Source organism: Sphingomonas sp. Leaf20 (assembly GCF_001421535.1).
Lineage (GTDB): Bacteria > Pseudomonadota > Alphaproteobacteria > Sphingomonadales > Sphingomonadaceae > Sphingomonas.
The window spans coordinates 317429-342030 of sequence record NZ_LMKN01000009.1 but is presented as its reverse complement, the minus strand read 5'-3'; the positions used below and the strand labels follow the sequence as shown (position 1 = coordinate 342030).

The window sequence follows — 24602 nt, the reverse complement described above, 5'->3', positions numbered from 1 at the left end:
CAACCTCCGACGTTCGTTTACCTTAGCCATCGGCGGCTTCTGGCGATGGTCGGCCCGTTCAAGTCCGTCAGCCTTTCCGGTTGGCCCAAAGCTCGGCAATGTCGATATTCGGAAGCGCCTCCTCCATCCGTCGCCTTGCGTTGTCGGAAAAGCACGGGATCTTCTGCGCTCCGAACTCAAAAACGTGACAGCAACTCGGGTCGTCATCGATGCCGAGATGGTCGCGGAGTACCTTGGCTTTAGGCGGGCTGAGGCCAACCTTGGTGGAAAGCTCGTTTCGCTGAAGGTGAAACTTCTTGCGCAGATCAACTTCGCGGACGGCTGCCGCTGCCGCCGGATCGTCGCCGCCGACGTAGTGAACCGGCGCGCCCTGCTTTTTCGTAAAATGAACGACCATGTTGACGCCCTCACCCTCCGTGGTGGTGCCAACGGTTGCTAGGCGCGGGAACACCGCGGTGAACTCAGCACCACCACGCATTGCTTTCTCGATCCGGGCAATGTCGCGCTCGGAAATCTCGACCTCGTCGGTCACGATTGCCTCCATCGCAAGCATAGCGCGGATTCGGGCACGCGCCTCGTCGCGGGCGCGACGGCCGGGGTGCAGCAGCTCGTTGACGTACTTGAACTCCTTATCCACCAAAAATTCGAAGTCGCCCGGCGGTTTGGTTGAGATCGGCAAGACCCGGGGCGGAATGTGCTCTTGCAGAGCCACGTCCAGCTTGCGTTTCAGATAGGCGTCGAACGCGGTGATCAACGCCCGTAGCTGCATGTAAAGCAAGTCCTCTGACACGAAGACGAACCAATGCTGCGCCGCGTCTCGTTGAGCGTCGATCGCCCGCATTATCCCGGCTTCGTCGGCCGTGAGGTCGTGGTGCGACCGGCACTGACCGAGGCACTTCTCAAAGCCGATCGATTTGCCACTGTCCTTATCGAAGACCTTCGCCTTGCCCTGGACAAGGACAGCCTTGAGCAGCATCTCGCAGGCGTGTTGCGAATGCATCAGGACCGTGGTGATCCGTCCGGTGTCGTCGTAGCTGTTGAACGAAGTCATTGCAGTCCGAAGTGACTCGATCGCCTTGGTCTTGAGCGTTCGAGCGTCGCGTACCAGCTTCATTCTGCCCCCTCCAAGATCTCTTCCCCCGCAGTCGCAAAATGGAGGGGCACGCGCACCGTATCGACGTAGAGCGTATGCCACCTGACAGTTTCGACGGCCACCGACACAGTAATCCTGGCAAGCTTTTTACGCTTTAAAACCCTCCTCTCTTACCCGGACTTTACGGCTTCAGGACGCAAACAATCCCCTCAGGCGCCCCGCTCGTAGATCACGCCCAGGCTGTCGGATCCACGCTTCGACACCACCCTGACGACGTGATCAGCGATGTCAGTCACCGAATAGTCAATCGCGAGTTCCACAGCCCGCTCCGTCGCGCGCCGTCGCTTGCGCCAGTGCGCATAGGGATATTCATCGATCCGCAGGAACGCCTTCTCGTCGCGGGGGTGGGGAAAGGGCTTGGTGCAGCCGCTGTTGATGGGGCACAACCAGGCCCTTTCGCGATGAGCCGTAACGAGGGATCGGGTATCTACCTCTAAGACATCGTGTTCGTCATCACGGTACGTCCGCGCGCCCGTCAGCGTGTGGAGCCGTTCGATCGAGAGCCAGAAGAACACCTTCGCGTTTAGCAGAGCATACCAATCGCTCGGCGTGATCCTCGACGGCAGCGCCTTCAACAACCCGCCGTCGCTCATCGGGATCTGATCGCGCACAACCGCACCTGGCAGTCCGCTACCGATGATCGGCACGCTGGCCGGGCGATGCCTCCGCTCGATCCTGTCACGATCCGAGCCATCAATGTCGTAGAGGTCCATCAGTGCGGTGGTGCTCAGCAGACCGTAGTCGCGGATGGACGGCCAGGAGTCCTTCTCCGCCATATGGTACAGCTTCGGACAGTCGACGATTAGCTCGTCCAGCTCTGCGTCGGTCACCAGCTTCTCCTGTCGATCACGTTCCGCCAGTTGAAGTCGGTGGAGAGCATGGAAACGGGGCGCCCGGACACGCGCTCCACCTCCTCGACGAACCTAATCGTCTCCGGCGTCAACTGGTCGAAGCGGTATGCCTCTCGGTTTACCATCCCGAAATAGTCCACAAAGGTCAACGCTATGTCGGTCGGCCCGTTTAGCTGGACGGAGTCCTTGAACTGGACCCAGTCGAACTCGGCAATCCGCCGTTCTTTGTTCGTCGTCGTGGTCCTCTCCGCCTTCTTCAGCGGGTCTAGCGGGATGCCGCTGCGCCGATGGATCTCCTCCATGGTGACTTCGTAGTCCATCGGCCCCGACGGTCCCCCTACGCGTATCGGGAACGTGCGGCACACCATGATCACACGCCGCACGTTCGATGGCGCGATACCAGCATCGGCAAGACACCCGGCGACCGTAGTGTCGCGCGTCGTCACATGGGGATACTGTCCATGGTGAAGGCTCAGCGACGTGCCCTGCGTCCCCTCCAGTAGTATGCGATGGCGCTTCACGAAGGCGTCGGCGAGAACGGTACGAGCGCTGCCGATGAAGGGCTTCAGATCGTCGCAGTCCTTCGCGAGGAACCGACCGGAGCCGGACTTGTAGACTGATCTCCCGGTAAGCTTTCGAGCCGACGCAAGCCCTACTCCCTGCGCCGTTGAGCTAATGTTCGCGAACAGCTCGCGCTCCCTTGCTAGATCCTCCTCAGTGATAATCATCGCCTGCCCGTCAATGACTAGGCGATCGTTGCCGATCTCGTGCCTAGCGACCTCCTCCAACAGCTTCCGTGGGTTTATGACCGCGCCCGGTCCGAGGAGGAGCTGCGCCTTCGGCGCACGACGCGTTCCGGAAGGCAGATGGAAATACTTCTCGGGTTCGGGTTCGGCAAAGACCTGATGTCCCGCGTTCGGACCGCCAACTCGCACGAGTAGGTCATACTCCGGTGCGATGTGCCCAACGATGTTGCCTTTACCTTCGCTCCCATACTGGCCACCGATCAGGACGTCGACGAGCTTCTCCGCGCCGCGTGGATACAGGTCGAGAAGCGCCGTAGCGCGAACGAGCACTCCTCCCGCCGAGCAGCGGTCTGTGTCCACCACGACATCGGCAGTCTTCGACAGGTCCTCAATGTTCTTCTCGGTCCGACTCCGTTTGAGAGCATCGTATCCGGTCCCGGCGTCCTCCGCATGATTCCGCTCTGCATATCTCCGCTTGAGCACCTCCGGATCCGCGGTCAGGTGAATGTGGAACACCTCCGATCCGTGTGCCTTCCTGATAGCGTTGACCTGCTCTTGTATGCGTACGCAGTCCACCACGTAGATGCCCGACGGCGTCGAGGATTGTTGCGCGGCGTCAATGACGCGCTGAAGTGCCTCCGCGACCCACTCCCCTTTCGTGGTTCGGTCGAGGCGCTCACCGGCACGCTGAAACGCGTCCCGTCCGACTTTCGCCTTGGGCGCCGCTTGGAGGATCAGATCTCGCGTGCGCACGATCTCGGCACCATGGCGCCTTCGCAGTTCGTCGACCAAGGTCGACTTGCCGGAGCAGATGGCGCCGGACACGAGCACAACTCGGAACGACGCTCTGCTCCTCATCCGCCGAACAAATCCAACTGCTGGCGACGCGGAGGAAGATCGTAGACAGTAACCGGAACACCTCGCCGGACGAACTCGTCCTCGACCATCTCCTCAATCACTCCCCATTCGCCTCCTGCCGATCCCGCCCCGATCCTCGGCATGTGGACGCTCGCGTGAGACGCGGCGGCTATCTCCGCAATCTCGGCAAGCCCCCCCTGAAGAGCGCTGTATCGGATCCGCGGAAACAACGACGGTCCATAGCCTTCCTGCCCTACGATGCTGGCAAGCCGAATCTCATGGTTCAAGGGAACCGTCACGACCCGACCAAGCCTTTCACGAGGCGGCACCTTCATGACGCCTTCGCTGAAAGCGGCCTCCGCCTCGGGATACCGTCTTGCGAACGATTTGGCGACGCCGCCGCCCCAGCGTATTGCCCGATCGTTGACCAGCTGACAGATGATCCGCGGACCAGGTCCCAAGGGCTTGGTGACGTCGCCATGCACATATCTTATTGGCGTCTTGTCGCCATCGGACGCCTCGTGTCGGACGACACCGGCGACCCGTGGATAGCGGGATCCGGGATAGCCTGAAATGCCCACGTACTCGATGCGGCTTGTTTGCCCCGTGAACCAGCTTTCATCGGCCCGGTCCGTGTGCCCAATCGCCGTGCACGAGTAGGCTGCGCTGGTGCGTGGCAGTGTTCTTCCTTGAGTTAAAGTCCAAGGAGCGAGCGGGGACGCCACGGAGTAGTCGATCCGGTAATATCGTCCCGTCTCCTCGCTCTCACCGGGAGAGGCGAAAAAGACCGAGACGGGCGCCTCGGTGACGTTAGCGAAGCGGATAAGGAACGCCTCGGTGGAAACATCAAAGCTGCGTCGTTCCCGCATCAGATCTTCGATCGTTGCGTTGGCGATACCGTGTGGAAGGCTGCCGATGGGCAGCACGAACTCCGACGCCGCGATGTTGCACAGCATTTCCAACTGCCAGTCGTCAGGTGACGGACTACCGCCACGGTTGCGCACCTCCTCCGCCCAATCCGGAAAGAGCATGTGGGCGACCTCGTGAGCTATCGAAAAACGCACGCGCTCGCGCGCCTGCTGCGGATTGTATTCGATGACGGGTCCGTCGCTCGAAGGGATTAAACGTGCATCGGCGATGTTCGCGTTGGCCGATGCGGTTGCTCCGAGCATCTCGACAATTTTCAAGGGATTGAAGGGCGGCCCCTCCCAACCCCGCTCGCGTGCTTTCAAGACCAGGGATCGCGCAGCACCCTGAATGACCGCTATCGGATCGTCGTTCGCCGACAGGGCCAGCGCCGATTTGTTCGTCCATCTTATCGCGGTCCGAGCGTCCATGGCTTCTTGCCTAATGTACGGGTCTGCCACCGACCAGCGAAAATGTGGAAGCGGGGCGCCGTTACCAGACCGGCTCGACCCGAGCGAACGCGCTCGCGCCCGCCTGATACCTGCCAAACGTCCGCGGCGCCGCTCCTGTCGCCTCCGAACGCCCGAAGAGACGATCGTCAGCCTTTCCGCTTGCTTCTCGCGATGGCGTCATCGCGATTGCCCCAAGTTGAGCTGCAACAGTCGACTGTGATGCGCAGAGTCATGCACCACATTAGCCAACTTCGCTGCGCGCACCGTCGTCAGGTAGCGGGCGAGCCGACAAAGAGGCTGGTCCAATTTCTTGCCGCGATGTCCGCTCGCACCCCAACCGGGTGCAAACCGTGCTAAAAGTCGGTTCACCATCAAATATTACCGCTGCCGTCAACATAAGCACGGCATCAAAGTAGGTGACGCGCCAGGTACCCCAATTCCAAATCGCGCACCTTAACCTTGAGTCCTGACCCCGACCTCGCCATGGTCGCCGCGATGAACATTCTCGAACGGACGAAGAGATTTGCGCTGAGTACGGTGCGGCCTTACCGTGTGCTCGGTCGCGCCCTGATCGCGTTCAACTCCCTGTTGTTTATCATTTTTTTGGCCTTGGTGGCTTTGCGGGTTTGGCTTGACCATCCCAAGTGCGAAGAGCATCAGGTGAGAGTGGGAACCGAGCTGATGCGGCTGGTAAAGGCTTCCTGCTCGTCTGAACGTTGGTACTGGTCCTTTGGCGAGAGTATCGTCGATAATCTCGCGGCCGGTGTTGTGGTCGCAATGGTCAGCTCTTTTCTCCTTTGGCTGATCTCGCCCAAAGCGCACTTTGAGGAGGACATCGCAGCGATCCAGCCCTGGAACATCCACGAGCTTCTCGAGACACCAATAGCCGATACCAAGAACTACTGGTTTCGTGGCAGATCGGGCAGATTTATGAGGAGCGACGTGATGCCCGCACTGGACGCAGCGGGACGGAGGGATTCGGTGCTTAGAACATTGCATATGCTTCTGCCGGATCCTACCGATACAGTGATGCTGGCTGACTACGCCCATTATCGGGGGTCGTTGCGAGACGCGAAGGGAACATGGACCGCAGCGCGCATCCAAAACGAAATACTGGCGACCATCCTTGCCGCCGCAAGGCTCAACAACGCCAATCATTTCTTCGACGTGAAGCTACATCTGAAGAGTGACTTCGCCCTGTTCCGTCTCGACATGTCCGACGATCGGCTGATCATGACGCGCGAAGACCCTAAGTGGCCGGGCATTGTCTGCTCAAGTCGATCGAAGTTCTATGCTTCCTACCACGAGGAGTTCAGGAACGAGGCAAGGCGAGCGAAGTCGCTTGATCTCTCGCTCGCAGTCGTTCCCACGCCTCTTGAGCCCGCAAACGTTGATGGACTACTGATAGCGTTATCCCTTTTAATAACACTGACCAACGAGGATCGAGCCGCCATCGTGGAAGGCGTCGAGAGGCCGGAGCGGCCTTATGGTTGATCTCGAATGCGAGTTCGCCGTGCTGATAGCGGCAGCAAGGTCCGGTAACTTTGAGACCGCGCTCAGGCAATCCGTGTTTCACGGGTCGGAAGTTCGACGCCATCCGCTCAACTTTCTCGGAGCGAGGGTTGAGGACGAAGCCGGGTGTGCGTTGCGGTTACATCTCTGGGACGAGCGCTTTCATTTTAAGCAAGACGGTTTGGAGGTGCATGACCACACTTTCGATTACGAGAGCTTCGTGGTCGATGGGGCCGTCGGGCAGACGATCTATGATGCCGTTCCAGACATCAACGGCACGTACGAGGCGTTGGAGGTGTCCTACAGTTATGGAGGGTCCGCCCTTCGACGTAGCGGTCGGTATCTGCGGCTTGTCGAGAAGCACCAAGAGACTTTTGCTGAAGGCGCGCTCTACCGGCTGCCACACGGCGTGCTCCACCGGCTCGATCTCGTCGGCTCCTCGGCGGCAACCTTGGTGTTGACGCGTGATGTGGGCGGACGACCGATTACCATCGGGCGCGTATCAGTCGGCGAGCCACCATCGACTCCTCGGACTCCCGTTCGTGACACGAACGGTAATCTGCTTACTTTGGGCAATCACTCAAGAAGCCAGATTATTGAGGCTGCGGTTAGAAGCAATGACATCAAGGCGACGCGGCCAGCATCCGACCATGCCTAGCCGCCGCGATCAGTTCAAGGCTGTCGTTGGTCATTGGGTGCAGCGTCACCATTCTCGACCCGCCGTACTGCGGTCGGTCAGGCTTATGCTTGTTGGTATGGAAGAACGTGGTCAGCCGCGCAGCGACCAGCCCGTGCGATCGCAGCTTCTCCCCGGCGCGCAGTGCGTATTGCGACAGCGCGCCCCTCATTCGCTCGAAGTCACAGATCGGCGTTCCGAACGACCGTGTGACGGCCATGCCCTTCCGCCGCGGCTCGACCGCTTCGACCGCATTGGACGGCACCCCGCGTAGCTCGGCCACCAGCCGCTCAAGAACGACCGTCCCGACGGCGCGGGCCTGCTTCATCGGCATGTCTCGCAAAGCACCAGCGGTGTGGATCCCCAGGTCGGTCAGCTTGCGTGCGGTCGCACCGCCGACGCCCCACACGTCTCCGACCGCGAAGGCGTGCATCACATCGTGCCGCACGCCTTGCTCACGAAGCTCGGCCACACCGCCAAACTGCGGGTTCTTCTTGGCCGCCACGTTCGCCAGGTTAGCGAGCGTTTTCGTCTCCGCGATGCCGACGCAGGTCGGGATCGTGATCAATAGCTGGACCTGAGCACGCATGGCGTTGGCGTGGGCGACGAGATCCCGGCCCTCGAACCCGGCGAGATCAAGGAACGTCTCGTCGATCGAGTATATCTCGAAGTCGCGGGCAAAGGACTCGCACGCGGCGATCACGCAGCGCTGCATGTCCCGTACAACGCGTAGTTCGATGAACGAACCTGGATGCCGTCCCGCTTCACCTTATCGCGCAGGTGGTGGATCGGATCGTCCATCTTGATCCCAAGCGCCTTCGCCTCGGCCGAGCGAGCGATCGCAACCGTCGTTGTTCGATAGGACGATGACCGGGACGCCGACCAAGCTGGCATCGAAGGCGCGCTCGCATGATACATAGTAGTTGTTGCAGTCGATCAGGGCGATCGGCGCGCTCATGCCATCTTGCGCGCGACGCCGACGACCGTGCCCCATATCTCGACATGCTCGTCGACCAGGATGTCCGCAAACCCTTCGGCCTCGGGGACGAGCCAGTGACGGCCGTCGACAAAGCGCAACCGCTTCAAAGTCCGCTCGCCGTGCACCAGCGCGACAACGATCGCGCCCGTTTTTGCCGACTTGGCGCGGTTTACGACGAGCAGATCGCCGTCGATGATTCCGGCGCCTGCCATAGACCTTCCCTCGACGCGCATGACGTAGCTCGCGGCTGGATGCTCAATGAGCCACGCGCTCAAGTCTATCGGCTCCTGCATGTCGTCCTGCGCAGGCGACGGAAACCCTGCCGGCGTGGCGACTAGGAAGAACGGCACCTCGCACGGCACCAGTTCGAAGGGGACGTCGTGAAGCCGCACCACGTCATCGCGACGGTTGAGCGGCACAACGACCGGGCGACCGTGGTTCCTTGAGAGCACGCCTAGAGAATCGCGGCGAAGAGGAGCTGGTCGTGCCGGACGGTCAACACGGATCGCGCGTCTTGAGCGGCGCCGACGGCTTGCCGGGACTCCACGGACCCGAACCGCTCCGCCTCGTCGAAGCTGAACGGTACAGGATCCACAGCTGGATAAAAGTTGTCTTATATTACGCGAGCAGCCTCTCTCAGCCGCAGATCGTGCTGCATTCCATCGCTCCATCAATGTCGAGTCGCCGGTCGTGGCGTGTCCCTAGCTGAGCGCGATCCGGTTCGATTCGCAAGAACATTGCAAGAACATCAATCGGATGCGATTGGTAAGTTAACGATTGGAGAGCCGCTACGATGACTGATCACCACGACGACCATCAGGACCCCAGGCCCGCCTTCGGCCAGTGGCTGATCACGCAGAAAGATCGAAGCGATCTGGTCGGTCAGCTTGCGATCGGAGCCGTCGCTGATCGCCGTTTCCCGCGCAATGGAAATCCTGAAGCCGTGCGGAAGCACCTCAGCGCCATGCAGGCCGAAGGCGACATGTTTGCTGCGGTCGATGATGCCGAGTCTGATTGGCTGTCCGCTTGATTCAGGATGCGTGGGAGCAAGAGCCCAGCCAGGATCAGTTTACATGATTGGCGTGTGAACCTCGTTGTGCTCGTCGTTTACTAATGCGCCAACGGGGTACGAATAACAAAGGTGGTTATCTCGGTATCCGATATGGTCAAACTGCCCTTCTGGGCTTCAATAAGAGAACGGGATATTGCAAGTCCGAGACCGGTCCCACCTGTATCCCGCTTCGTTGTGAAGAATGGCTCGAACAGCCGGCCCCGATCAGCCAGCGGAACGCCGGGCCCGTCGTCGTTCACGCGAACTTCCAATCGAGTATTTGTGGTCGACAACTGGATCGTCACGGATTGGGCACCAGCCTGCCTACTGTTTTCCACAAGCGTCGCGAGTACGGCTTCCAAAGTCGTTGCTGGAATAGTAACAATTGGCTGGACAGCTAAGCTCACGATTTCGATCGAGAAGCTGGCCGTTTGCAAAGTATCTGCAACCCGCGTCAATACCTGGGCGGCATCGGTCCTTTCTTCATCTGGCTCAGCCATGTCGGCGCGTGCGAGATCCAGTAACCGCGTGACCAGCAACGCGAGACGGCGCGCATCCGCATCGGCGTTGGCGAGGAAACGACGTCGATCCTCCGGCGCCATATCCGGGTGATCCTGAAGCAACTCCACCGCACCACGGATGCTGGCGAGCGGGGTCTTGAACTCGTGGCTGACCGCGTGGGCGAAGTCGCGGAGATAGCGCGAACGACGCTCGATCGCCGCCGCCATCACCGCAAAATCGGCGTAGAGACCCTGAATCTCGATCGCCGCAGTCGGTGACGGATCGGGGACACGACCGCGTCCGCTCGCGACTGCGCGCGTCGCCGCCCCAAGTTGCTCGATCGGGCGAGTGACGCCTCGGGAAATGACGCCGCTCAACATCACGAGCAGCGCGAAGATCGTAGCGATGCCCAGCGCTATCTTGCCGCGGTCTTCATACAATCCCCGGAACAGCGCACGGGCGGAACGCGACAGCAGGACCACGCCGACTACGCGGTCGCCGACGATGATCGGGCGCGCGTAATGGACACGTATCGCTGCGGCTCGGGATAGCCATTCGAAGCGATAGGTCGCGCGGTATGCGCCGTTGCGACGAAGGACGGTCGAGGCGTTGCCGGCCAGTGCTGCGGCAACTTCAGAAAGCTGGGCGTAGCTGCCGACGGCCGAACTCCCGGCGACGATGCTGCCGTTGCGATCGAGCAAGATAATAGACGCCAAAGTCGTGGACCGCGTGGCGTCGATGATCGGCGAAAGACGCGCGGCGACGGCCACCGCGTCGGAAAATGGTTTGGCGCCTATCGCAACCGGTGGCCGCTCTGCGCGAATCGGCGTCGTGCTGAGGTCGATGCCGGATGCGGGTGCCCGGACGCTATAAGGGTTGTCCCCGCCTGCAACTTCGTAAGCCGCGGCCCGACCCGGCGGTGCGGCAGGCCAGAGCGCCGCCGCGGTCGCGGACAGCGCCGCTCCCTGCGCGACCAGTTCTGCCTCGGTCTGGCGAACGAGCGTGTTCTCGTAGACGCGCAGGAACACCGCGCCGAAGCCGGGAAGCGCGGCGACCAGGAATAATGTCGCAAACAGGATCGTCCGCAACCGCAACCGGGGCCAGTGGCCTTTCGCCCAGTCTTTGGCCTTGCCGATCATGCGCCCGTGCACGATCCGAGACGATAGCCGATCCCGGCGCGCGTCTCGATCAGGTCGTCTGCGCCCGCCTTCGCGAACTTGCCGCGCATGTTGCGGATGTGGCTGTCGATCGTCCGGTCGGTAACGGCGAAACCGGGGCCATGCAGCCGGTCGATGATCGCGTCGCGGCTGAATACCCGACCCGGCATCGACGCGAGCAGCCGGAGGATTTGGAACTCGGTAACGGTCAGCGCGATCTCGATCTCGTTCCAGAGCGCGCGCCAGCCCTCCAGATCGAGCCGCAACCGACCGTGCGACAGATCGCGCCCGTCCTCGGTGTTCGGTACCCGCGCGGACGTGCGTCGCAGGATCGCCATGACCCGCGCTACCACCTCGCGCGGCGAAAACGGCTTCACCACATAGTCGTCGGCGCCGAGCTCGATGCCGAGCACCCGGTCAATCTCGTCGTCGCGGCTCGACAGGAAGAGGATCGGTATGTCCGCCCTGCCCTGTCCACCACGGACGCGTCGACACACCTCCAGCCCGTCCATCCGGGGCATGTTGATGTCGAGCACGACAAGGTCGGGTGCATGCGTTTCGACAAGCGCCAGCGCGGCTTCGCCGTCCGCCGCCTCGATCGCGCCGAGCCCGGCCTTGTCGAACGCAAACACGAGCAACTGACGAATATGAGGATCGTCGTCGACGATCAGAATAGTGCGGGGCATCGGGCACAGGATCATTGTTGCGCACCCGGCGTCAACGGCTTTGGTGTTGGCATGGTAGGAGCGGGCGTCTGCGGCGCTGGAGCGAACGGCGGCGCTGACCGGACCTCCACCTTCGGCGGCAGCAGGATCAGCCCGTCGCAGTTCCGTCCGTCGGGCGCGGACCGCAAACGCGGCGCATTGGTACCGAACATCGCGCGGACTGTCGCGAGCCGTTTCGCATTGCGCGGCGTCCAGCGGCGCCAATCGGTCTGCGCGTCCGCTGTCTCGGTCTGATCCTCCCACCGAAGATACGCGAGCCGGTCGCGCAGACCGGGCTGTTTCGCATGCTGCTCCAGCATCGCCAGCGAGACCAGCGACGATGACCCGAGCCGCGCCATATAACAGAGGTCTAGCGGCGGTCCCGCCTTACCTCTGGCGAGCGTCGTGCGGACATTCCAAGCCGCGGCGGTCGCGCCGAGATCGACGACGCTCGCCGCCACCAAAACCGTGACAGCCGCCAGCGCATTGCCGTTGATCAGCCACGAAGCCGACTTGCGTGCCAGCAGTCGCCAGCCGATCAGCGCCAGTCCCGTGGCCACGAGCCCCATCCATGCAAGCGCGGACAGTCGCAACACTGTCATCCCGTAGGCGTCGACATAATCGAGCGTTCGCAATGCACTCGACGCGACCAGCAGCAAGTTCTGCACGATCCACACCGTCACCAGCCGCCGCACCAGCAGGTTCGCTGCCGCCGCGCTGCCCGGACGCAGGGCCAGCAACACGAACACAGCAGCGAGCAATGCGGTCACGATCAACGAATACGCGCCACGGTGCGCATAGTCCGCCATCGTCACGCCCGCAGGCAGTCCCGCACCGCTCCACAGGAACGCGATGTCGAGCGCATTCTCGACTGCGAAAATCGCATTGAAGGTCACGAGCGAAAGGATCAGCGTCGCCACACCCGGCTCGAACGCCATGCCGATCGAGCGTTCGTCGATACGCGATGCCCGCGTCGTGCGCCGACTTGGCCGCAAGCTTGCCCAGATCGTAACCAGCGCACAGAGCCCGAACACCGTCCGCCATGCCACCGCCCACGGATCCGGCAGCACGATCCGCGAAAATGTCTGACCGATCAGCGGATTGGCGCTCGCGAACAGCCCAAGAAAAACCACGCCACCCACCAAGGGCAACGCGACGACAGCCCCGATCGCGCGGATGCCACCGGAGGGCGGACCTCGACGCTGGCGGACCATCGACAGCCGCGCAGCATCCTTCAACGGCGCGACGACGGCGGACATCGCATGCCAGCCGAGCCTGCGCATCCAGGCGAGCGCATCGTCGAACCCATGGCGCGGCAGGATTGCGGCAAGCGAGACAGCCGTCCAGAACAGAACCCAGCCGAGGAAGCTTGGATCGTCAACGAGCACCACCGCCAATCCGGCGCCGGCAATCAGCGCCAGTCGCGCCGATCCATCATGCCAGATCGCCCGTCGCGTCAGGAACAGGGCGGTGATCCAGGCGAATGCGAACCCACCCACAACTGCGCCATTGCCATCGGCGATCAATATCTGCGCCAGGATGATCAGCGCCAAGGCAGCCCCGATCTTGGCCATCAGTCTTCCATTGCGGTTCATCTTCGCACTCCCCGATTGTCGAGGATCGGCTTTGCCGCGGTCCCGTGAGCGTCGGATCGCGAAGTCCGTGTGCGGTCCGTTCGCTTGTCGTGCAGATCCTGTGCAGAGGATGAATCCAAACCCGGTCGGTTTCCCTCAACCTGCGTTGCGAATGCCTCGGCACAGGGCTAGCCTCGCTTTGGAGGGGGTATCGACGCATGGCGTGCAAAGACCGGATCGGCCGGCGTTTCGTAACGAAGCGTTGTCGTCTGTCCGCTACCCGCTCTTCGATGCAGAACCAGAGTCCTCACCGGCGCCACGGCCTATGTTCGCGATCTTCCTGACGCCGGCCTACGCGCCGTTCGCGATCGCGTTCGTCGTGATGATCGGGATCGGGCTAATCGAGGCGATCGGCCTTGGGTTCGGCCATCTTGATCTCCACGCGGACGTCCATGCCGAAGCGGATGGCGGCGGCGTGCTCGACTGGCTCGGCCTCGGCCATGAACTGCCGATCCTGATCTGGCTGACCTCACTGCTTGGCTGCTTCACGCTGGCCGGGATCGCCATCCAGCAGGGCGCGACCGCGCTGGCCGGCGCCCCGCTGCACTGGAGCCTCGCCTCGGGCGGTTCATTGATCGCCGGCAGTCTGCTCAATACGCTCGCCGCCAACGGCCTCGCCCGGATCATGCCCGGCTTCGAAACCAGCGTGATCTCGACCAACGACTTCCTCCGCCGCCGCGGTACGATCCTCGAAGGCACCGCCCGACGCGGATCGCCCGCCCGCGCGAAGATCGTCGACCAGCACGGGCAGGCGCATTTCATTATGGTCGAGCCGCATGACGACGGCGACGCGATCGCCGCCGGCGAGACCGCGCTGATCGTCCGCCGCGACGGCAAACTCTTCTACGCACTGCCCGAGGCCAACGCGCTTCTGCGGTCGATCTAACCAACGCATAACCGGGGGAGGGTTTCATGCCCGCACAGCTTCTGAACGTCCTGATCTACGCCGGCATCGTCCTGTTCGCATTGGTGGTGATCGGCATCATCCTGACCCGGCTCTACCGCCGCGCGACCAAGGACGTGGCGCTGATCCGCACCGGCTTCGGCGGCGAGAAGGTCGTGCTCAATGGCGGCATCATGGTAATCCCGGTGCTCCACGAACTGATGCAGGTCCGCCTGACGACCGTAAAGCTCGAGGTGTCCCGCCTCAACAAGGATGCGCTGATCACGCTCGACAAGCTGCGCGTCGATGTCGTCGGGCTGTTCCACATCAAGGTGAAGCCCGACGCGGAGTCGATCGCCGCCGCCGCGCAGACGCTCGGCGATTCGGTCAACAGCCCCGACGCGGTGAAGTCGCTGCTCGACGGCAAGCTCGTCTCGGCATTGCGATCGGTCGCTGCGACGATGACGATGGAGCACCTCCACGCCAACCGCGCCGACTTCATCCAGAAGGTGCAGGAGGCGCTGATGACCGATCTGGACATGAACGGCTTCCAGCTCGAGTCCGTCAGCATCACGCATTTCGACCAGACCGCGTTCGAGCATTTCAACGAGAACAACGCGTTCGATGCCGAAGGGCTGACCGTGCTCACGCGGACGATCGAGGAGCGCAAGAAGATCCGAAACGACATCGTTGCCACCAACCGCGTCGAGATCGAGCAGCGCAACCTCGATGCCAACAACCAGTCGCTCGAGATCGCACAAGCCGCTGAGCAGGCGCGCTTGACGCAAGAACAAACGCTCTCCGCCCGCCGTGCCGAACAGGCTACCGCGATCGCCACCGCCGAGGCCGAGCAGACCCGCCTCGCCGAGATCGCACGCATCACCGCGAGCCAAGCGCAGACCGTCGCGCAGACCGAGGCCGACAAGGTCATCCAGACCGCCACCATCGCCCGCGACGGCGCGATCCAGACTGCGACGATCGAGCGCGACCGCACCATCGAGATCGCGCGCATCACGACTGCGGTGCAGACCGCGCAGAAGTCAGAGGAGGAATCGACCGCGACTGCCGCCGCCAATGAGGCGCGTGCACTTGCCGTCAGAGCCGAGGAAAGTGTCGCCACGGCCAAGGCAACCGAGATTGCCAACCGCAATAAGAATGTCGCGGTGATTGCCGCCACCCAGCGCGCTCAGGAAGAGGCCGTCGGCATCACCGTCGCCGCGACCGCCGAGAAGGAAGCCGCAGAGGCCCGCGCCAGTGCCCTCCGCACCGAAGCGACTGCCGAAGCCGATGCCGAGAAGGCCCGCGCTGAAGGTCGCGAGGCAGCGTTCAAGGTCGACGCCGCAGGTCAGGCATCGATTAATGAGGCGACCAACCTCCTGAGCGACGCGCAGACAGCGCTGCTGATCCGCCGCGCGATGCTTGAAGCGCTCCCCGCGATCATCGCTGCGGCGAGCAAGCCGATGGAGAATATCGACAAGATCAGCATCCTTGATGCGCGAGGACTGCATGGTGACGGCAGCAGCGATGGCGCGTCTGGCGGCGGTCAGGGCAATCTCGCCGACGCCGCGGTCGCCGCCGCGATGCGCTACCGCGTCGGCGGCCCGTTGATCGATGGCCTGATGGCGGAACTCGGTATGACCGGAAGTTCCTTGAACGGCATGCTCGCCGGCAGCAGCGCTGAGGCAGCGCCTGCCCAAACCTCCTCCACCGATGCCCACAAACACCGCGCCGCACTCAACGGCGGATCCGGCAACTCACCGGCCTGATCGAATGAACGTGAAGGCCCAGCCCCTGGAAATCGATCTGCGCTTCGAGGAAGACGGAGCGCAGATCTTTGCGGGTGCCTTGGATAACGCCACGTGCCTTTCGATCGAACAAGCGATCGCCGATCTGCCGAGCGACGTCCCAGGCGTGAGGATCGGGTTCGCCCCTGCCCTGCGCGCCATGCTCGCGGTGGAAGGTCCCATCGGCAGCATCGCCGCATCGGCGTCGGGCCCCAATGCGCGCGCCGTTCGAGCCGTGTTATTCGACAAGACGGCCGCCCGGAACTGGGCGCTCGGCTGGCATCAGGATCGCACGATCGTCGTCGAGCAGCGCGCGGGCGTCGACGGGTTCGGCCCCTGGACCGTCAAGGCTGGCCTCATTCAAGTCGAACCGCCTTTCGCCATTCTGGAGCGGATGGTCACGATCCGCGTTCATCTCGACCCGGTCGACACGACGAATGCCCCGCTTCGCATCGTGCCCGGATCTCACCGTCTGGGCCGCCTAACGGAAGCGAGTATCAAGCACGTCGTGGAGGACCGCGGCGAACGCGAGTGCCTTGCGAACCGCGGCGATGTCTGGCTCTACGCAACGCCGATCGTCCATGGCTCGCGCGCCGCCGATCCCCCACGTCGTCGACGTGTGCTCCAGGTCGATTATGCGGCCGTCGACCTGCCCTCCCCACTACGCTGGCGCGGACTGTAAAGGTCCGCTCGGCCTCTCATTCTGCGGTAAATCTGCGTATCGTACGCGTATCATAAACAGCGCTTTCTGGCGCTCGATCCAAGCGTTGAAGGGCGAGAATTAACGCATTTCCGCCCTTTTCAAGTCACGCCCCTGCAATCGCACTGCAGAGGTCAGGGGTTCGATTCCCCTCGGCTCCACCAGCGTTTCAAAAGCTCAGCTGGTATCGCGCATCACTTCGAAGACGGCACGGAAGACGTACCCCGGTCAGCGCATTGCCTTCGCGCCCACCGAACGGTGTGATCAAGCACGTACGTGGCTGGGCCGGACATATGTTCGACGCGCTAGGACTCCTCGAACGCGGTGAGGATGGGGCAAGGCCCCGCCGAGCCCGACCCGCACTCGTCCGCCAACCGCGCGAGCGCCTGACGCGCTGCGATCATCTCTGCGATGCTGGCATCCAGCGCCGCAATGCGCGACCGGGCAAGCTCGCGCGCGCGGTTGCGATCCTCCGTCGCGTCCAGCGCGAGCAACTCTCCGATCTCGTCCAGCGTGAAGCCCGCCGCCTGCGCCTGACGGATGAAGCGGAGGCGGCGCACGTCGCCTTCGTCATAGCTGCGGAACCCGGTCCCGCCGGGTCGCGCTGGCGCGATGAGCAGACCGCGCCGCTGGTAATAGCGGACGGTCTCCACACCGACACCGCCTGCCTCGGCGAGCTTGGCGATCGTCATCGACATCGGGGCTTGACTCCGGACCATGGTACGGACGCTATATGGGGCGGGTGCAGTGATCACCAGCGAGGAACGCACCCGTGTCAGACCGTCCCGAAGCCGTCCTCCACCGCATGGTGATGCCGGCGCACACCTGCCCGTACGGCTTGAAGGCGCTCGACCTTCTCCGGCGCAAGGGGTTCGCGGTGGACGACCGCCACCTCACCACGCGCGAAGAGACCGACGCGTTCAAGGCCGCACAAGCCGTGCGGACGACGCCGCAGGTGTTCATCGACGGCGTGCGCATCGGCGGCTTCGACGATCTGCGCCGCCACTTCGGCATGTCCGTCGCGGAGCCGGGATCGACCAGTTATCGCCCCGTCGCCGCGCTGTTTGCGATGGCAGCGCTGCTCGCGATCGCGGCCAGCCATGCGGCCTTCGGTTCGCCCTTCTCCGCACTCGCGCTCCAATGGTTCGGCGGCTTCAGCATGGCCATCCTCGCGCTGCTCAAGTTGCAGGACATCGGGAAGTTCTCGACCATGTTCCTCAACTACGACCTGCTGGCGGAGCGCTGGGTACCATATGGTATTCTTTATCCGTTCGCCGAGGGGCTTGCGGGCGTGCTCATGGTCGCGGACGCGCTGGATTGGCTTTCCATCCCGATAGCGCTGTTCATCGGCACCGTGGGCGCGGTGTCCGTGTTCAAGGCCGTCTACCTCGATGGGCGTGATCTCAAATGCGCCTGCGTAGGCGGCTCGTCCAACGTGCCGCTCGGCTTCGTCTCGCTTACCGAGAACCTCGGCATGATCGCCATGGCGATCTGGATGCTCGCCAGGATGTGAGCCAGACGAAATCCCTGCCACCATCCTATAGTCTCGCACCACATCTTCGATACGCGGCCAAGCGGCAGTTTTGGAATGACGCTCACTGTCATAAAAGGTCAGCATAACTGACGCGGTTATGTCGCGCCGGTATCATAGGCGATGCCTTCGAGACCCCGACCGGGGTCGCGCAATAGGCAGGGCCAGCCATCCCGTTCCGGGGAAGCCTCTCTGCTTGTCCCATTCGGAGATGCTGGCCCAATGTTGTGTCTTTCGCCCGCCGGACGCGTCCGGCTGGTCGCGTCCGCGGCCTGTACGCTGCCGCTGTTCTTCATCGCCAGCGCCGCAAACGCCGAAGATCCCGCCGCCGACCCCGATCAGACCAGGTCCGACATCATCGTCATGGGCGATCGCGCGACCCGCTCGGGCAAGCAGCAGGCGACGTCGGTGCGGGATTCGATCGTGTACGACGATCTCGAAACGCTGTCCGCCGACGGCAGCGTCGCGGGGCAGCTCATCCTGCTGCCCGGGATCAGCGCGATCGAGGACGGCGATGCGCCGCGCTTCGTCAGCATCCGCGGCATCTCGCCCGATCTCAACCAGACCACGATCGACGGGATCACGCTCGCGACGATCGGCAATGACGGCGAGGGGTCGCGCAAGGTCAATCTGCAGCAGATCCCGTCGGAGCTGTCGTTCCACAACGACGTCTACAAGACCTTCACCGCCGAACAGGACGGCGCGGCGATCGGCGGGATCGTCGACATCGTCACGCGCAGCGCCTTCGCGCTCAAGCGCCGCTACGTCATGCTCGACGGCTATGGCATCTATTCGTCGTTCAAGGGCGATGGCGGCAGCAATGCCGGCAATGGCAGCACGCCGCATTTCGGCGGCGGCGGCAAGATGGTGTTCGCAGACAAGTTCGGCGCGGGCGACCAGTTCGGCGTGGTCCTGTCGGCGCGCTACGAGAACCGCATCCGCAATTCGCGCAAATGGTGGCAGGACACCAAATATTACTTCAGCGACGCGGGCAAGAAGCTGGCCGGCCCCGACGATCCCGCGTGGAACGGCATCGCCGTGCCGTACAACCACAGCTACGGCAGCTATACCAACCGTCTCCAGACTGCGGGCAGTTCGGCGAAGTTCGAATGGCGGCCGCTCGGCACTGCCATCTATGCGTCGCTGCTCGGGTTCAATTATCGTCAGTGGGAATCCTCGACGATGAACAAGAACGATTACTACACCAAGAACAGCGTCAGCGACCTGACCGCGGAGGGCGGTGGGTCGGACATCAACAGCCTCTATTCGCGCTATCGCTACGACACCTGGAACAAGGCGACGGTCGGCGCGATCGGCAATGTCGAATGGCACGACGACCAATCGTCGTTACGCGTCCGCGGCGGCTATACCCGCGCCCGGTACGACAATACGCAGCCCTATATCGGCGTCCGCACTTATCCAACCGGGCTGTCGCTCGATTGGGCGGCAGGCAATGATGCCACCGGCGGGCTCCCCTACGTCACCGGGATCAACAAGCCCGGCCTCGTGCTCGGATCGGCGTACAAGCTGAGCACCGCGCAGACGACCTACCGCATGGCGAACGAAGGGCTGGCGACTGCGCGCGTCGACTATGGCTGGAACGCCGAGCCCGAGGATCGGGGCTTCGGGTTCGTCACAGGGGTCGAGTTCCGCAACCTCGAACTCGCGCGCGACGTCGACATGACCGAATACAAGCTCGGCCAGGCGATGAACGCCTATCTCTACGATCCCGGCTATATCCCGGTCGGCGCGCCGCAGTCGTTTCCATGGGTCGACTGGGCGCGGGTGAAGACCGACCTGTGGCCCAAGTTCGTCAAGGACGTGCCCAATTCGACCTATAACAGCATCACCGGCGACTATCGCTATACCGAGCGGCTGCTGACGCCGTATCTGTCGCTGCACTACGCCACCGACGACACCACGCTGGTCGCGGGCGTCCGCTACGACCACACGCGGTTCTCGGCGTTCCAGCCGACGATCACCGGCGGTACCGCGTCGGCAGTGATGACGCGCAACAAAGGCGGCTACGAGTATCTGCTGCCGTCGTTCACCGGCATCCAGGACTTTGCGGGCGGCAAGAAGCTCCGCTTTTCATACAGCCGCACGCTTGGCCGCCCGACGCCCGGCAACATCGCGCAACCGGAATCGCTCAATTGCGGCGACGAGGACCCGGGCGGCGCGGATTGCTCGATCAGTCGCGGCAATCCCGATCTGCGCCCGCGTCGGTCGGACAATCTCGATGTCCAGTTCGAGCAGTATTTCCACAAGGACGGCATCATCTCGCTCGGCGCGTTCGCCAAGTGGATCAAGGACGACATCTTCACGCTGACCACGACGCAGTTGATCGACGACGTCAACTACCGCGTGCGCCAGCCGCTCAACGCCGACAATTCGCGGCTCTACGGCATCGAGTTCCAGGCCGCCGATCACGACGTCAACCTGTTCGGCCAGCGGATCGATCCGTTCTTCAACGCAACCTGGCTCAAAGGGCGGATGTCGATCACCAGCGATGCAGGGACGCGCTCGCTCGACCGGCTGATCTACCAGCCGAAATGGATCATCAACGGCGGCGCGACGCTTCGCCTGCCCGCGATCGACGGCGCGTTCCGCACGACCGTCACGCACCGCGGAAGCTACATGGAGGGCATCGGCGAGACCGCGCAGGACGACAATGGTCGCGCCGAGCTTACCACCGTCAACCTCGGGCTGTGGCACCGCGTGACGGAGCACGTGACGTTCAAATACGAGATCACCAACCTGCTCAACGACCAGCCGAAATTCCTCGTCGGCAACGGCCTGCGCTACGTCAGCGAAGTCGACGATTACGGCCAGGGCGCGTTTTTCCACATCATGCTGCGCTGATCCGCCGAAGGGAGTACCGACCATGTACGAAGTCGACCGCCGCTATCTCCTGTCCGCGCTGGGAAGCCTGACCGCTTCTGGCATCCTGCCGTGGCGGGCTTCCGCGGCCGAGGTGCGCCCCCGCAACCTGATCGACGCCCCCCGCTTCCCCGCCCCGCCGTTCACGCTGGGCGTCGCGGCGGGCGATCCGAACGCCTCGGGGTTCGTCATCTGGACGCGGCTCGCGCCGCTGCCGCTCCAGCCCGATGGCGGCATGACGATGGCGCCGGTGCTCGTTGCCTGGGAGGTCGCCGCCGATCCCGACTTCCGCCAGCTGCTCCAGCACGGCGAGACGATCGCGCATCCCGAACTCGCGCATTCGGTCCATGTCGAGGTCGCCGGGTTGGCGCCGGCACGTCCCTATTGGTACCGCTTCACCTGCGGCGGCGAGCGCAGCGCCACCGGGCGCGGTGCCACCCTGCCCTTGCCCGGCGCGCCGCTCGACCGCGTGCGCTTCGCCGTCGCCGGGTGCCAGCATTACGAGGAAGGCTATTACACCGCGTGGCGTCACATCGCCGCCGAGCCGATCGACTTCGTGTTCCATTATGGCGACTATATCTATGAAGGCCCCGATCGCGGCGAGCAGGCGCGCGGCGCGAAGAAGCCGCTGGTGCGCCGCCATCTCGGTCATGAGATCTATTCGATCGGCGATTACCGCCAGCGCTACGCCCAGTATAAAAGCGATCCCGACCTTCAGGCCGCGCACGCCGCCGCGCCGTGGTTCGTCAGCTTCGACGATCACGAGATCGACAATAACTGGGCTGGCGACATCGATCAGGACGGCACCGCGCCCGAGGTGTTCCGGACGCGGCGCGCGATGGCGATGCAGGCCTATTACGAGCATATGCCGCTGCGCCGCTCGTCGATGCCCGATGGCGCGCACATGCAGATGTATCGCGGTGCGCGGTTCGGCGACCTGATGGGCGCGTTCTTCCTCGATACGCGGCAATATCGCTCGGATCAGGTGTACGGCGACCGTGACGCGCCGCAGGGGCCGGACGCGTTCGCCACCGACCGGTCGATCACCGGCGCGCCGCAGGAGGCATGGCTGTTCAAGGGGCTCGACCGGTCGAAGGCACGCTGGAACCTGATCGCACAGCAGGTCTGCCTGATGAACCTCGGCTATCACAAGGCGGGGCAGCCCGGGCAAGTCGTGTCGATGGACCAATGGTCGGGATACATGCACAGCCGCCGCCGCCTGCTCGCGCATATCGACGCGCATTGTCCCGGCAACGTCATGACCGTCAGCGGCGACGCGCACCGCCATTATGCCGGCGACCTGATCCAGGATCACGGCAACGGCAAGATCATCAGCAGCGAATATCTCGCGACCTCAATCAGTTCGGGGGCGGACGGTGTCGGCGAGGACGACGACTACACACGCTCGTCGCGCGCCGAGAATGCGCACCTCAAGGCGCTGACGGACCGCCGTGGCTATGTTCTGTGCGACGTCGGCCGCGACCGGTGGCGCGGTGACCTGAAGGTGCTGGACACGATCGCAACGCGGAACGGGACGCTGTCGACCCACGCCAGCTTCGTCACCGAGCGCGGCAAGCCCGGCCTGCAGCGCGCGTGAGGACGTCGCGGCAGCCTCGGACGTTTACGGTGCCGCGACGACGATCTTTGGAAGCGACGTGATCGGTTCGACCGTGATCGCGCGGAACCACGTCTCCGCGCCTTCGGATTGCAGCTGGATCTGGCCATGCGTCAGCGGCCGCCGGGCGCCGTCGGTCGCGATCGTTGCCAGGTCGTGCACCTCCGCGACGGGTACGCCGTTGACGACATGCACCGCGCGGTCGCCGACGACATACAGATCGAGCGTGTTCCACGCGCCGACGGGGCGCTCGGCATCGGTCGCGGCCTCGACGTTCCAGGTCGGGGTGGCGTTGACGATGTCGATCTCGCGGCCCCCGGCGCGATAGCGAAGATGCGGTTCGACCAGCGATGGATCGAACGTCACGCTCGTACGCCCACGCACCTTGCCGCCCACCGCGACGATCATGCCGGTCGACCCGGTCATGATCTCGAACTCGACCGACGGACGCCAAGTCCCGAAGACGTCGCCGGCGGTGCCGTGGGTATGATAGAGCAGCCCGTTGTTGCGCGGCAGCGTCGCGCGCGGCGCCCAGGTCTTCGCCCCCCATTTGAACTGCAGCCGCAGGTGATAGTCTCCAAGGTCGGCCGCATTGACGAGGCTGCCCCAGGTCTCGCCCTTCACCCAGATTGCGGGGGCACCGTCGACGGAGCGCACGGCGAAGTCGCCGCTGGTGTCGCGGCTGGTACCGATCGGCGGCGCACCCGGGTCCGATCGGTACGTGATCGAGGGGTCGGCATAGCCGAGCCAGGGCGTCCAGCCCTTCAGGCTCCGCCCGTCGAACAACGCGGTCGGCTTGCCGGTCGGCACGGGTATGTCCGTCAGCGTCAGCCGCTGCGCTGAACGTGCCGGTTCGCCCGCAATCGCGCGTGCCGCGTCCTTCGACGTTTGCGCGGTCGCGGGGGCAGACAGCACCAGCAGCGCCACCAATGTTCGATCAAACCACATCAACATTCGCCCCCGGCCATCGTTCGATGAGATAGTACTCTATTCGCCCGGCGCTGTATCGACACTCGTGGAATATCAGCCTTTGCGCAGCGCGATCATACTAGCGTTCGCCGCTATCGCGGCCTGTATGGCACGATCGCCGGTGTCTGGTCGCGCGGTTCCGCCATTTGCGCTATCGATGCGCCAGGAGATTGTACGATGCACAAGATGTGGGCGCTGATCGCACTGTTGACGATGGCGCAGGCCGCGCCCAATCCGCACCTGCCGGCCGCGACCTACGACAGCGTCGCCCCCGTGCTGCCCAAGGGGCTGCGGAACGCGGTGCTGATCGTTTCCAAGACCAATGGCTGGCGCCACATCGAGCATATTCCACACTCGAACACGGTGCTTGCCGATATTGCGAAAGGCCTGGGTCGTGCGAGCTACGCCACCGAGAATGCGGCGGTCTTCAACGACGAGCAGTTGCAGCACTTTTCCGTCGTCATTCTCAACAGCGCCAGCGGCGACTTTCTCACGCCCGATCAGCGCGCCGCATTCGCCCGTTTCGTGGCCCGGGGCGGCGGTGTCGTGGCGTTGCACGCGGCGGGCGACGATAGTCACACCGATGCCTGGTATACCGACACGATCATCCGCACTAGGTTCACCGGACATCCGGGCGGAATCGACCAGTTTCAGCGCGCACGGCTCCTCGTCGATCGACCGGACCACCCCGTCATGGCCGGTGTGACATTGCCCTGGTCGCCGGTCGACGAATGGTATGCCTTCGACGCCGATCCCGCGGCCCGCGGCATGACCGTGCTCGCGCGGATCGACGAGACCAGTTACCGACCCGGCGCCAAGCTCGCGATGGGCAGGCATCCCGTCATCTGGGCCAACCCCTCGACGAAGGGCCGTGTCGTCTACTCCGCGCTGGGCCACTTGCCTGAGGCCTATGACGATCCGAACTACCGCCGCATTCTGGTCAACGCGGTTCGCTGGGCGGGAAAATCATAAAATGGGCGCCAGTGAGTTGGACATCACCGGAATGGCCGACCCCAATCCGGTCAGGCCTGTTGCAAAACTCTGATCGCTGCAGCAGATC

General features: G+C 63.4%; 21 protein-coding genes. 10 read left to right on the top strand and 11 right to left on the bottom strand.

Annotated elements, in window-relative coordinates; genetic code table 11:
* Positions 1–67 precede the first annotated feature (67 nt).
* The 4 genes from ASE72_RS14980 to ASE72_RS14965 all read right to left on the bottom strand — a co-directional run bounded on the left by ASE72_RS14980 (position 68) and on the right by ASE72_RS14965 (position 4945).
* Positions 68–1114 (bottom strand): hypothetical protein, encoded by a 1047-nt coding sequence (locus tag ASE72_RS14980; RefSeq protein ID WP_056023087.1) that lies wholly within the window; start codon positions 1112–1114, stop codon positions 68–70.
* Positions 1115–1302: 188 nt separating this feature from the next.
* Positions 1303–1983 (bottom strand): DUF7002 family protein, encoded by a 681-nt coding sequence (locus ASE72_RS14975; protein WP_056023084.1) that lies wholly within the window; start codon positions 1981–1983, stop codon positions 1303–1305.
* A complete protein-coding gene (locus ASE72_RS14970; protein WP_082446122.1) occupies positions 1980–3608 on the bottom strand; it encodes an adenylosuccinate synthetase in 1629 nt (542 codons plus the stop codon). The genes ASE72_RS14975 and ASE72_RS14970 overlap by 4 nt, the downstream gene beginning before the upstream one ends.
* Positions 3605–4945, bottom strand: coding sequence for an ImmA/IrrE family metallo-endopeptidase (locus ASE72_RS14965; RefSeq protein ID WP_056023081.1), 1341 nt, complete (start codon positions 4943–4945; stop codon positions 3605–3607). The genes ASE72_RS14970 and ASE72_RS14965 overlap by 4 nt, the downstream gene beginning before the upstream one ends.
* Positions 4946–5461: 516 nt before the next feature.
* On the opposite strand from ASE72_RS14965, the gene ASE72_RS14960 reads away from it, so the two are divergent.
* On the top strand, positions 5462–6460 hold the full coding sequence (locus tag ASE72_RS14960) for a hypothetical protein (protein WP_156350523.1): 999 nt from the start codon (positions 5462–5464) through the stop codon (positions 6458–6460).
* Entirely contained in the window at positions 6453–7136 is a 684-nt protein-coding gene (locus ASE72_RS20315) for a hypothetical protein (protein ID WP_156350521.1), read from the top strand. Before ASE72_RS14960 ends, ASE72_RS20315 begins: the two co-directional genes overlap by 8 nt.
* Here the strand turns inward: ASE72_RS20315 and ASE72_RS14950 are convergent.
* Both ASE72_RS14950 and ASE72_RS14940 read right to left on the bottom strand, forming a co-directional pair.
* A complete protein-coding gene (locus tag ASE72_RS14950; RefSeq protein WP_443024782.1) occupies positions 7102–7893 on the bottom strand; it encodes a DinB/UmuC family translesion DNA polymerase in 792 nt (263 codons plus the stop codon). The two genes, ASE72_RS20315 and ASE72_RS14950, sit on opposite strands and share 35 nt — an antisense overlap.
* A 215-nt stretch (positions 7894–8108) precedes the next feature.
* The gene (locus ASE72_RS14940) at positions 8109–8585 is read right to left on the bottom strand and encodes a LexA family protein (protein WP_200916310.1); all 477 of its coding nucleotides are present in this window, start codon (positions 8583–8585) and stop codon (positions 8109–8111) included.
* Between the two features lie 341 nt (positions 8586–8926).
* Between ASE72_RS14940 and ASE72_RS14935 the strand changes: the two genes are divergently transcribed.
* The gene (locus tag ASE72_RS14935; RefSeq protein WP_056023067.1) at positions 8927–9163 is read left to right on the top strand and encodes a hypothetical protein; all 237 of its coding nucleotides are present in this window, start codon (positions 8927–8929) and stop codon (positions 9161–9163) included.
* A gap of 80 nt (positions 9164–9243) precedes the next feature.
* Here the strand turns inward: ASE72_RS14935 and ASE72_RS14930 are convergent, their stop codons facing one another.
* The 3 genes from ASE72_RS14930 to ASE72_RS14920 are packed head-to-tail and all read right to left on the bottom strand — an operon-like array spanning position 9244 to position 13141.
* Entirely contained in the window at positions 9244–10824 is a 1581-nt protein-coding gene (locus ASE72_RS14930) for a sensor histidine kinase (RefSeq protein ID WP_056024225.1), read from the bottom strand.
* The gene (locus tag ASE72_RS14925; protein ID WP_056024222.1) at positions 10821–11528 is read right to left on the bottom strand and encodes a response regulator transcription factor; all 708 of its coding nucleotides are present in this window, start codon (positions 11526–11528) and stop codon (positions 10821–10823) included. The genes ASE72_RS14930 and ASE72_RS14925 overlap by 4 nt, the downstream gene beginning before the upstream one ends.
* A gap of 11 nt (positions 11529–11539) precedes the next feature.
* A complete protein-coding gene (locus ASE72_RS14920; protein ID WP_056023064.1) occupies positions 11540–13141 on the bottom strand; it encodes a DUF4153 domain-containing protein in 1602 nt (533 codons plus the stop codon).
* A gap of 304 nt (positions 13142–13445) precedes the next feature.
* Here ASE72_RS14920 and ASE72_RS14915 point away from each other — a divergent pair, with 304 nt between their 5' ends.
* The 3 genes from ASE72_RS14915 to ASE72_RS14905 are packed head-to-tail and all read left to right on the top strand — an operon-like array spanning position 13446 to position 16529.
* The gene (locus ASE72_RS14915) at positions 13446–14066 is read left to right on the top strand and encodes an OB-fold-containig protein (RefSeq protein ID WP_056023061.1); all 621 of its coding nucleotides are present in this window, start codon (positions 13446–13448) and stop codon (positions 14064–14066) included.
* Positions 14067–14092: 26 nt separating this feature from the next.
* On the top strand, positions 14093–15829 hold the full coding sequence (locus ASE72_RS14910) for a flotillin family protein (protein ID WP_056023058.1): 1737 nt from the start codon (positions 14093–14095) through the stop codon (positions 15827–15829).
* A 4-nt stretch (positions 15830–15833) separates the two neighbouring features.
* Complete coding sequence (locus ASE72_RS14905) at positions 15834–16529, top strand: phytanoyl-CoA dioxygenase family protein (RefSeq protein WP_056023056.1); 696 nt, start codon at positions 15834–15836, stop codon at positions 16527–16529.
* A gap of 323 nt (positions 16530–16852) precedes the next feature.
* Here ASE72_RS14905 and ASE72_RS14900 read toward each other — a convergent pair whose 3' ends face one another.
* Positions 16853–17245 (bottom strand): MerR family transcriptional regulator, encoded by a 393-nt coding sequence (locus ASE72_RS14900; protein WP_056023053.1) that lies wholly within the window; start codon positions 17243–17245, stop codon positions 16853–16855.
* A gap of 107 nt (positions 17246–17352) precedes the next feature.
* Between ASE72_RS14900 and ASE72_RS14895 the strand changes: the two genes are divergently transcribed.
* The 3 genes from ASE72_RS14895 (at position 17353) to ASE72_RS14885 (ending at position 22555) form a co-directional block, all read left to right on the top strand.
* A complete protein-coding gene (locus ASE72_RS14895) occupies positions 17353–18060 on the top strand; it encodes a MauE/DoxX family redox-associated membrane protein (protein ID WP_056024219.1) in 708 nt (235 codons plus the stop codon).
* 240 nt (positions 18061–18300) lie between these two features.
* Positions 18301–20940, top strand: a complete 2640-nt coding sequence (locus tag ASE72_RS14890) for a TonB-dependent receptor (RefSeq protein WP_056023050.1) — start codon at positions 18301–18303, stop codon at positions 20938–20940.
* A gap of 22 nt (positions 20941–20962) precedes the next feature.
* On the top strand, positions 20963–22555 hold the full coding sequence (locus tag ASE72_RS14885) for an alkaline phosphatase D family protein (protein ID WP_056023047.1): 1593 nt from the start codon (positions 20963–20965) through the stop codon (positions 22553–22555).
* Positions 22556–22579: 24 nt separating this feature from the next.
* Here the strand turns inward: ASE72_RS14885 and ASE72_RS14880 are convergent, their stop codons facing one another.
* Entirely contained in the window at positions 22580–23521 is a 942-nt protein-coding gene (locus ASE72_RS14880; RefSeq protein WP_235532377.1) for a 3-keto-disaccharide hydrolase, read from the bottom strand.
* Positions 23522–23719: 198 nt separating this feature from the next.
* On the opposite strand from ASE72_RS14880, the gene ASE72_RS14875 reads away from it, so the two are divergent.
* Positions 23720–24514 carry a ThuA domain-containing protein gene (locus tag ASE72_RS14875; RefSeq protein WP_056023041.1) on the top strand — a complete coding sequence of 265 codons (795 nt, stop codon included), beginning with the start codon at positions 23720–23722 and terminating at the stop codon, positions 24512–24514.
* Positions 24515–24602 lie beyond the last annotated feature (88 nt).

Coding starts and splice junctions, on each gene's coding strand:
- ASE72_RS14980 (WP_056023087.1), bottom strand. CDS start 1,114: ATGAAGCTGGTACGCGACGCTCGAACGCTCAAGACCAAGGCGATCGAG.
- ASE72_RS14970 (WP_082446122.1), bottom strand. CDS start 3,608: ATGAGGAGCAGAGCGTCGTTCCGAGTTGTGCTCGTGTCCGGCGCCATC.
- ASE72_RS14965 (WP_056023081.1), bottom strand. CDS start 4,945: ATGGACGCTCGGACCGCGATAAGATGGACGAACAAATCGGCGCTGGCC.
- ASE72_RS14960 (WP_156350523.1), top strand. CDS start 5,462: ATGAACATTCTCGAACGGACGAAGAGATTTGCGCTGAGTACGGTGCGG.
- ASE72_RS20315 (WP_156350521.1), top strand. CDS start 6,453: ATGGTTGATCTCGAATGCGAGTTCGCCGTGCTGATAGCGGCAGCAAGG.
- ASE72_RS14935 (WP_056023067.1), top strand. CDS start 8,927: ATGACTGATCACCACGACGACCATCAGGACCCCAGGCCCGCCTTCGGC.
- ASE72_RS14930 (WP_056024225.1), bottom strand. CDS start 10,824: ATGATCGGCAAGGCCAAAGACTGGGCGAAAGGCCACTGGCCCCGGTTG.
- ASE72_RS14925 (WP_056024222.1), bottom strand. CDS start 11,528: ATGCCCCGCACTATTCTGATCGTCGACGACGATCCTCATATTCGTCAG.
- ASE72_RS14920 (WP_056023064.1), bottom strand. CDS start 13,141: ATGAACCGCAATGGAAGACTGATGGCCAAGATCGGGGCTGCCTTGGCG.
- ASE72_RS14915 (WP_056023061.1), top strand. CDS start 13,446: ATGTTCGCGATCTTCCTGACGCCGGCCTACGCGCCGTTCGCGATCGCG.
- ASE72_RS14910 (WP_056023058.1), top strand. CDS start 14,093: ATGCCCGCACAGCTTCTGAACGTCCTGATCTACGCCGGCATCGTCCTG.
- ASE72_RS14905 (WP_056023056.1), top strand. CDS start 15,834: ATGAACGTGAAGGCCCAGCCCCTGGAAATCGATCTGCGCTTCGAGGAA.
- ASE72_RS14900 (WP_056023053.1), bottom strand. CDS start 17,245: ATGTCGATGACGATCGCCAAGCTCGCCGAGGCAGGCGGTGTCGGTGTG.
- ASE72_RS14895 (WP_056024219.1), top strand. CDS start 17,353: ATGGTGATGCCGGCGCACACCTGCCCGTACGGCTTGAAGGCGCTCGAC.
- ASE72_RS14890 (WP_056023050.1), top strand. CDS start 18,301: ATGTTGTGTCTTTCGCCCGCCGGACGCGTCCGGCTGGTCGCGTCCGCG.
- ASE72_RS14885 (WP_056023047.1), top strand. CDS start 20,963: ATGTACGAAGTCGACCGCCGCTATCTCCTGTCCGCGCTGGGAAGCCTG.
- ASE72_RS14880 (WP_235532377.1), bottom strand. CDS start 23,521: ATGTGGTTTGATCGAACATTGGTGGCGCTGCTGGTGCTGTCTGCCCCC.
- ASE72_RS14875 (WP_056023041.1), top strand. CDS start 23,720: ATGCACAAGATGTGGGCGCTGATCGCACTGTTGACGATGGCGCAGGCC.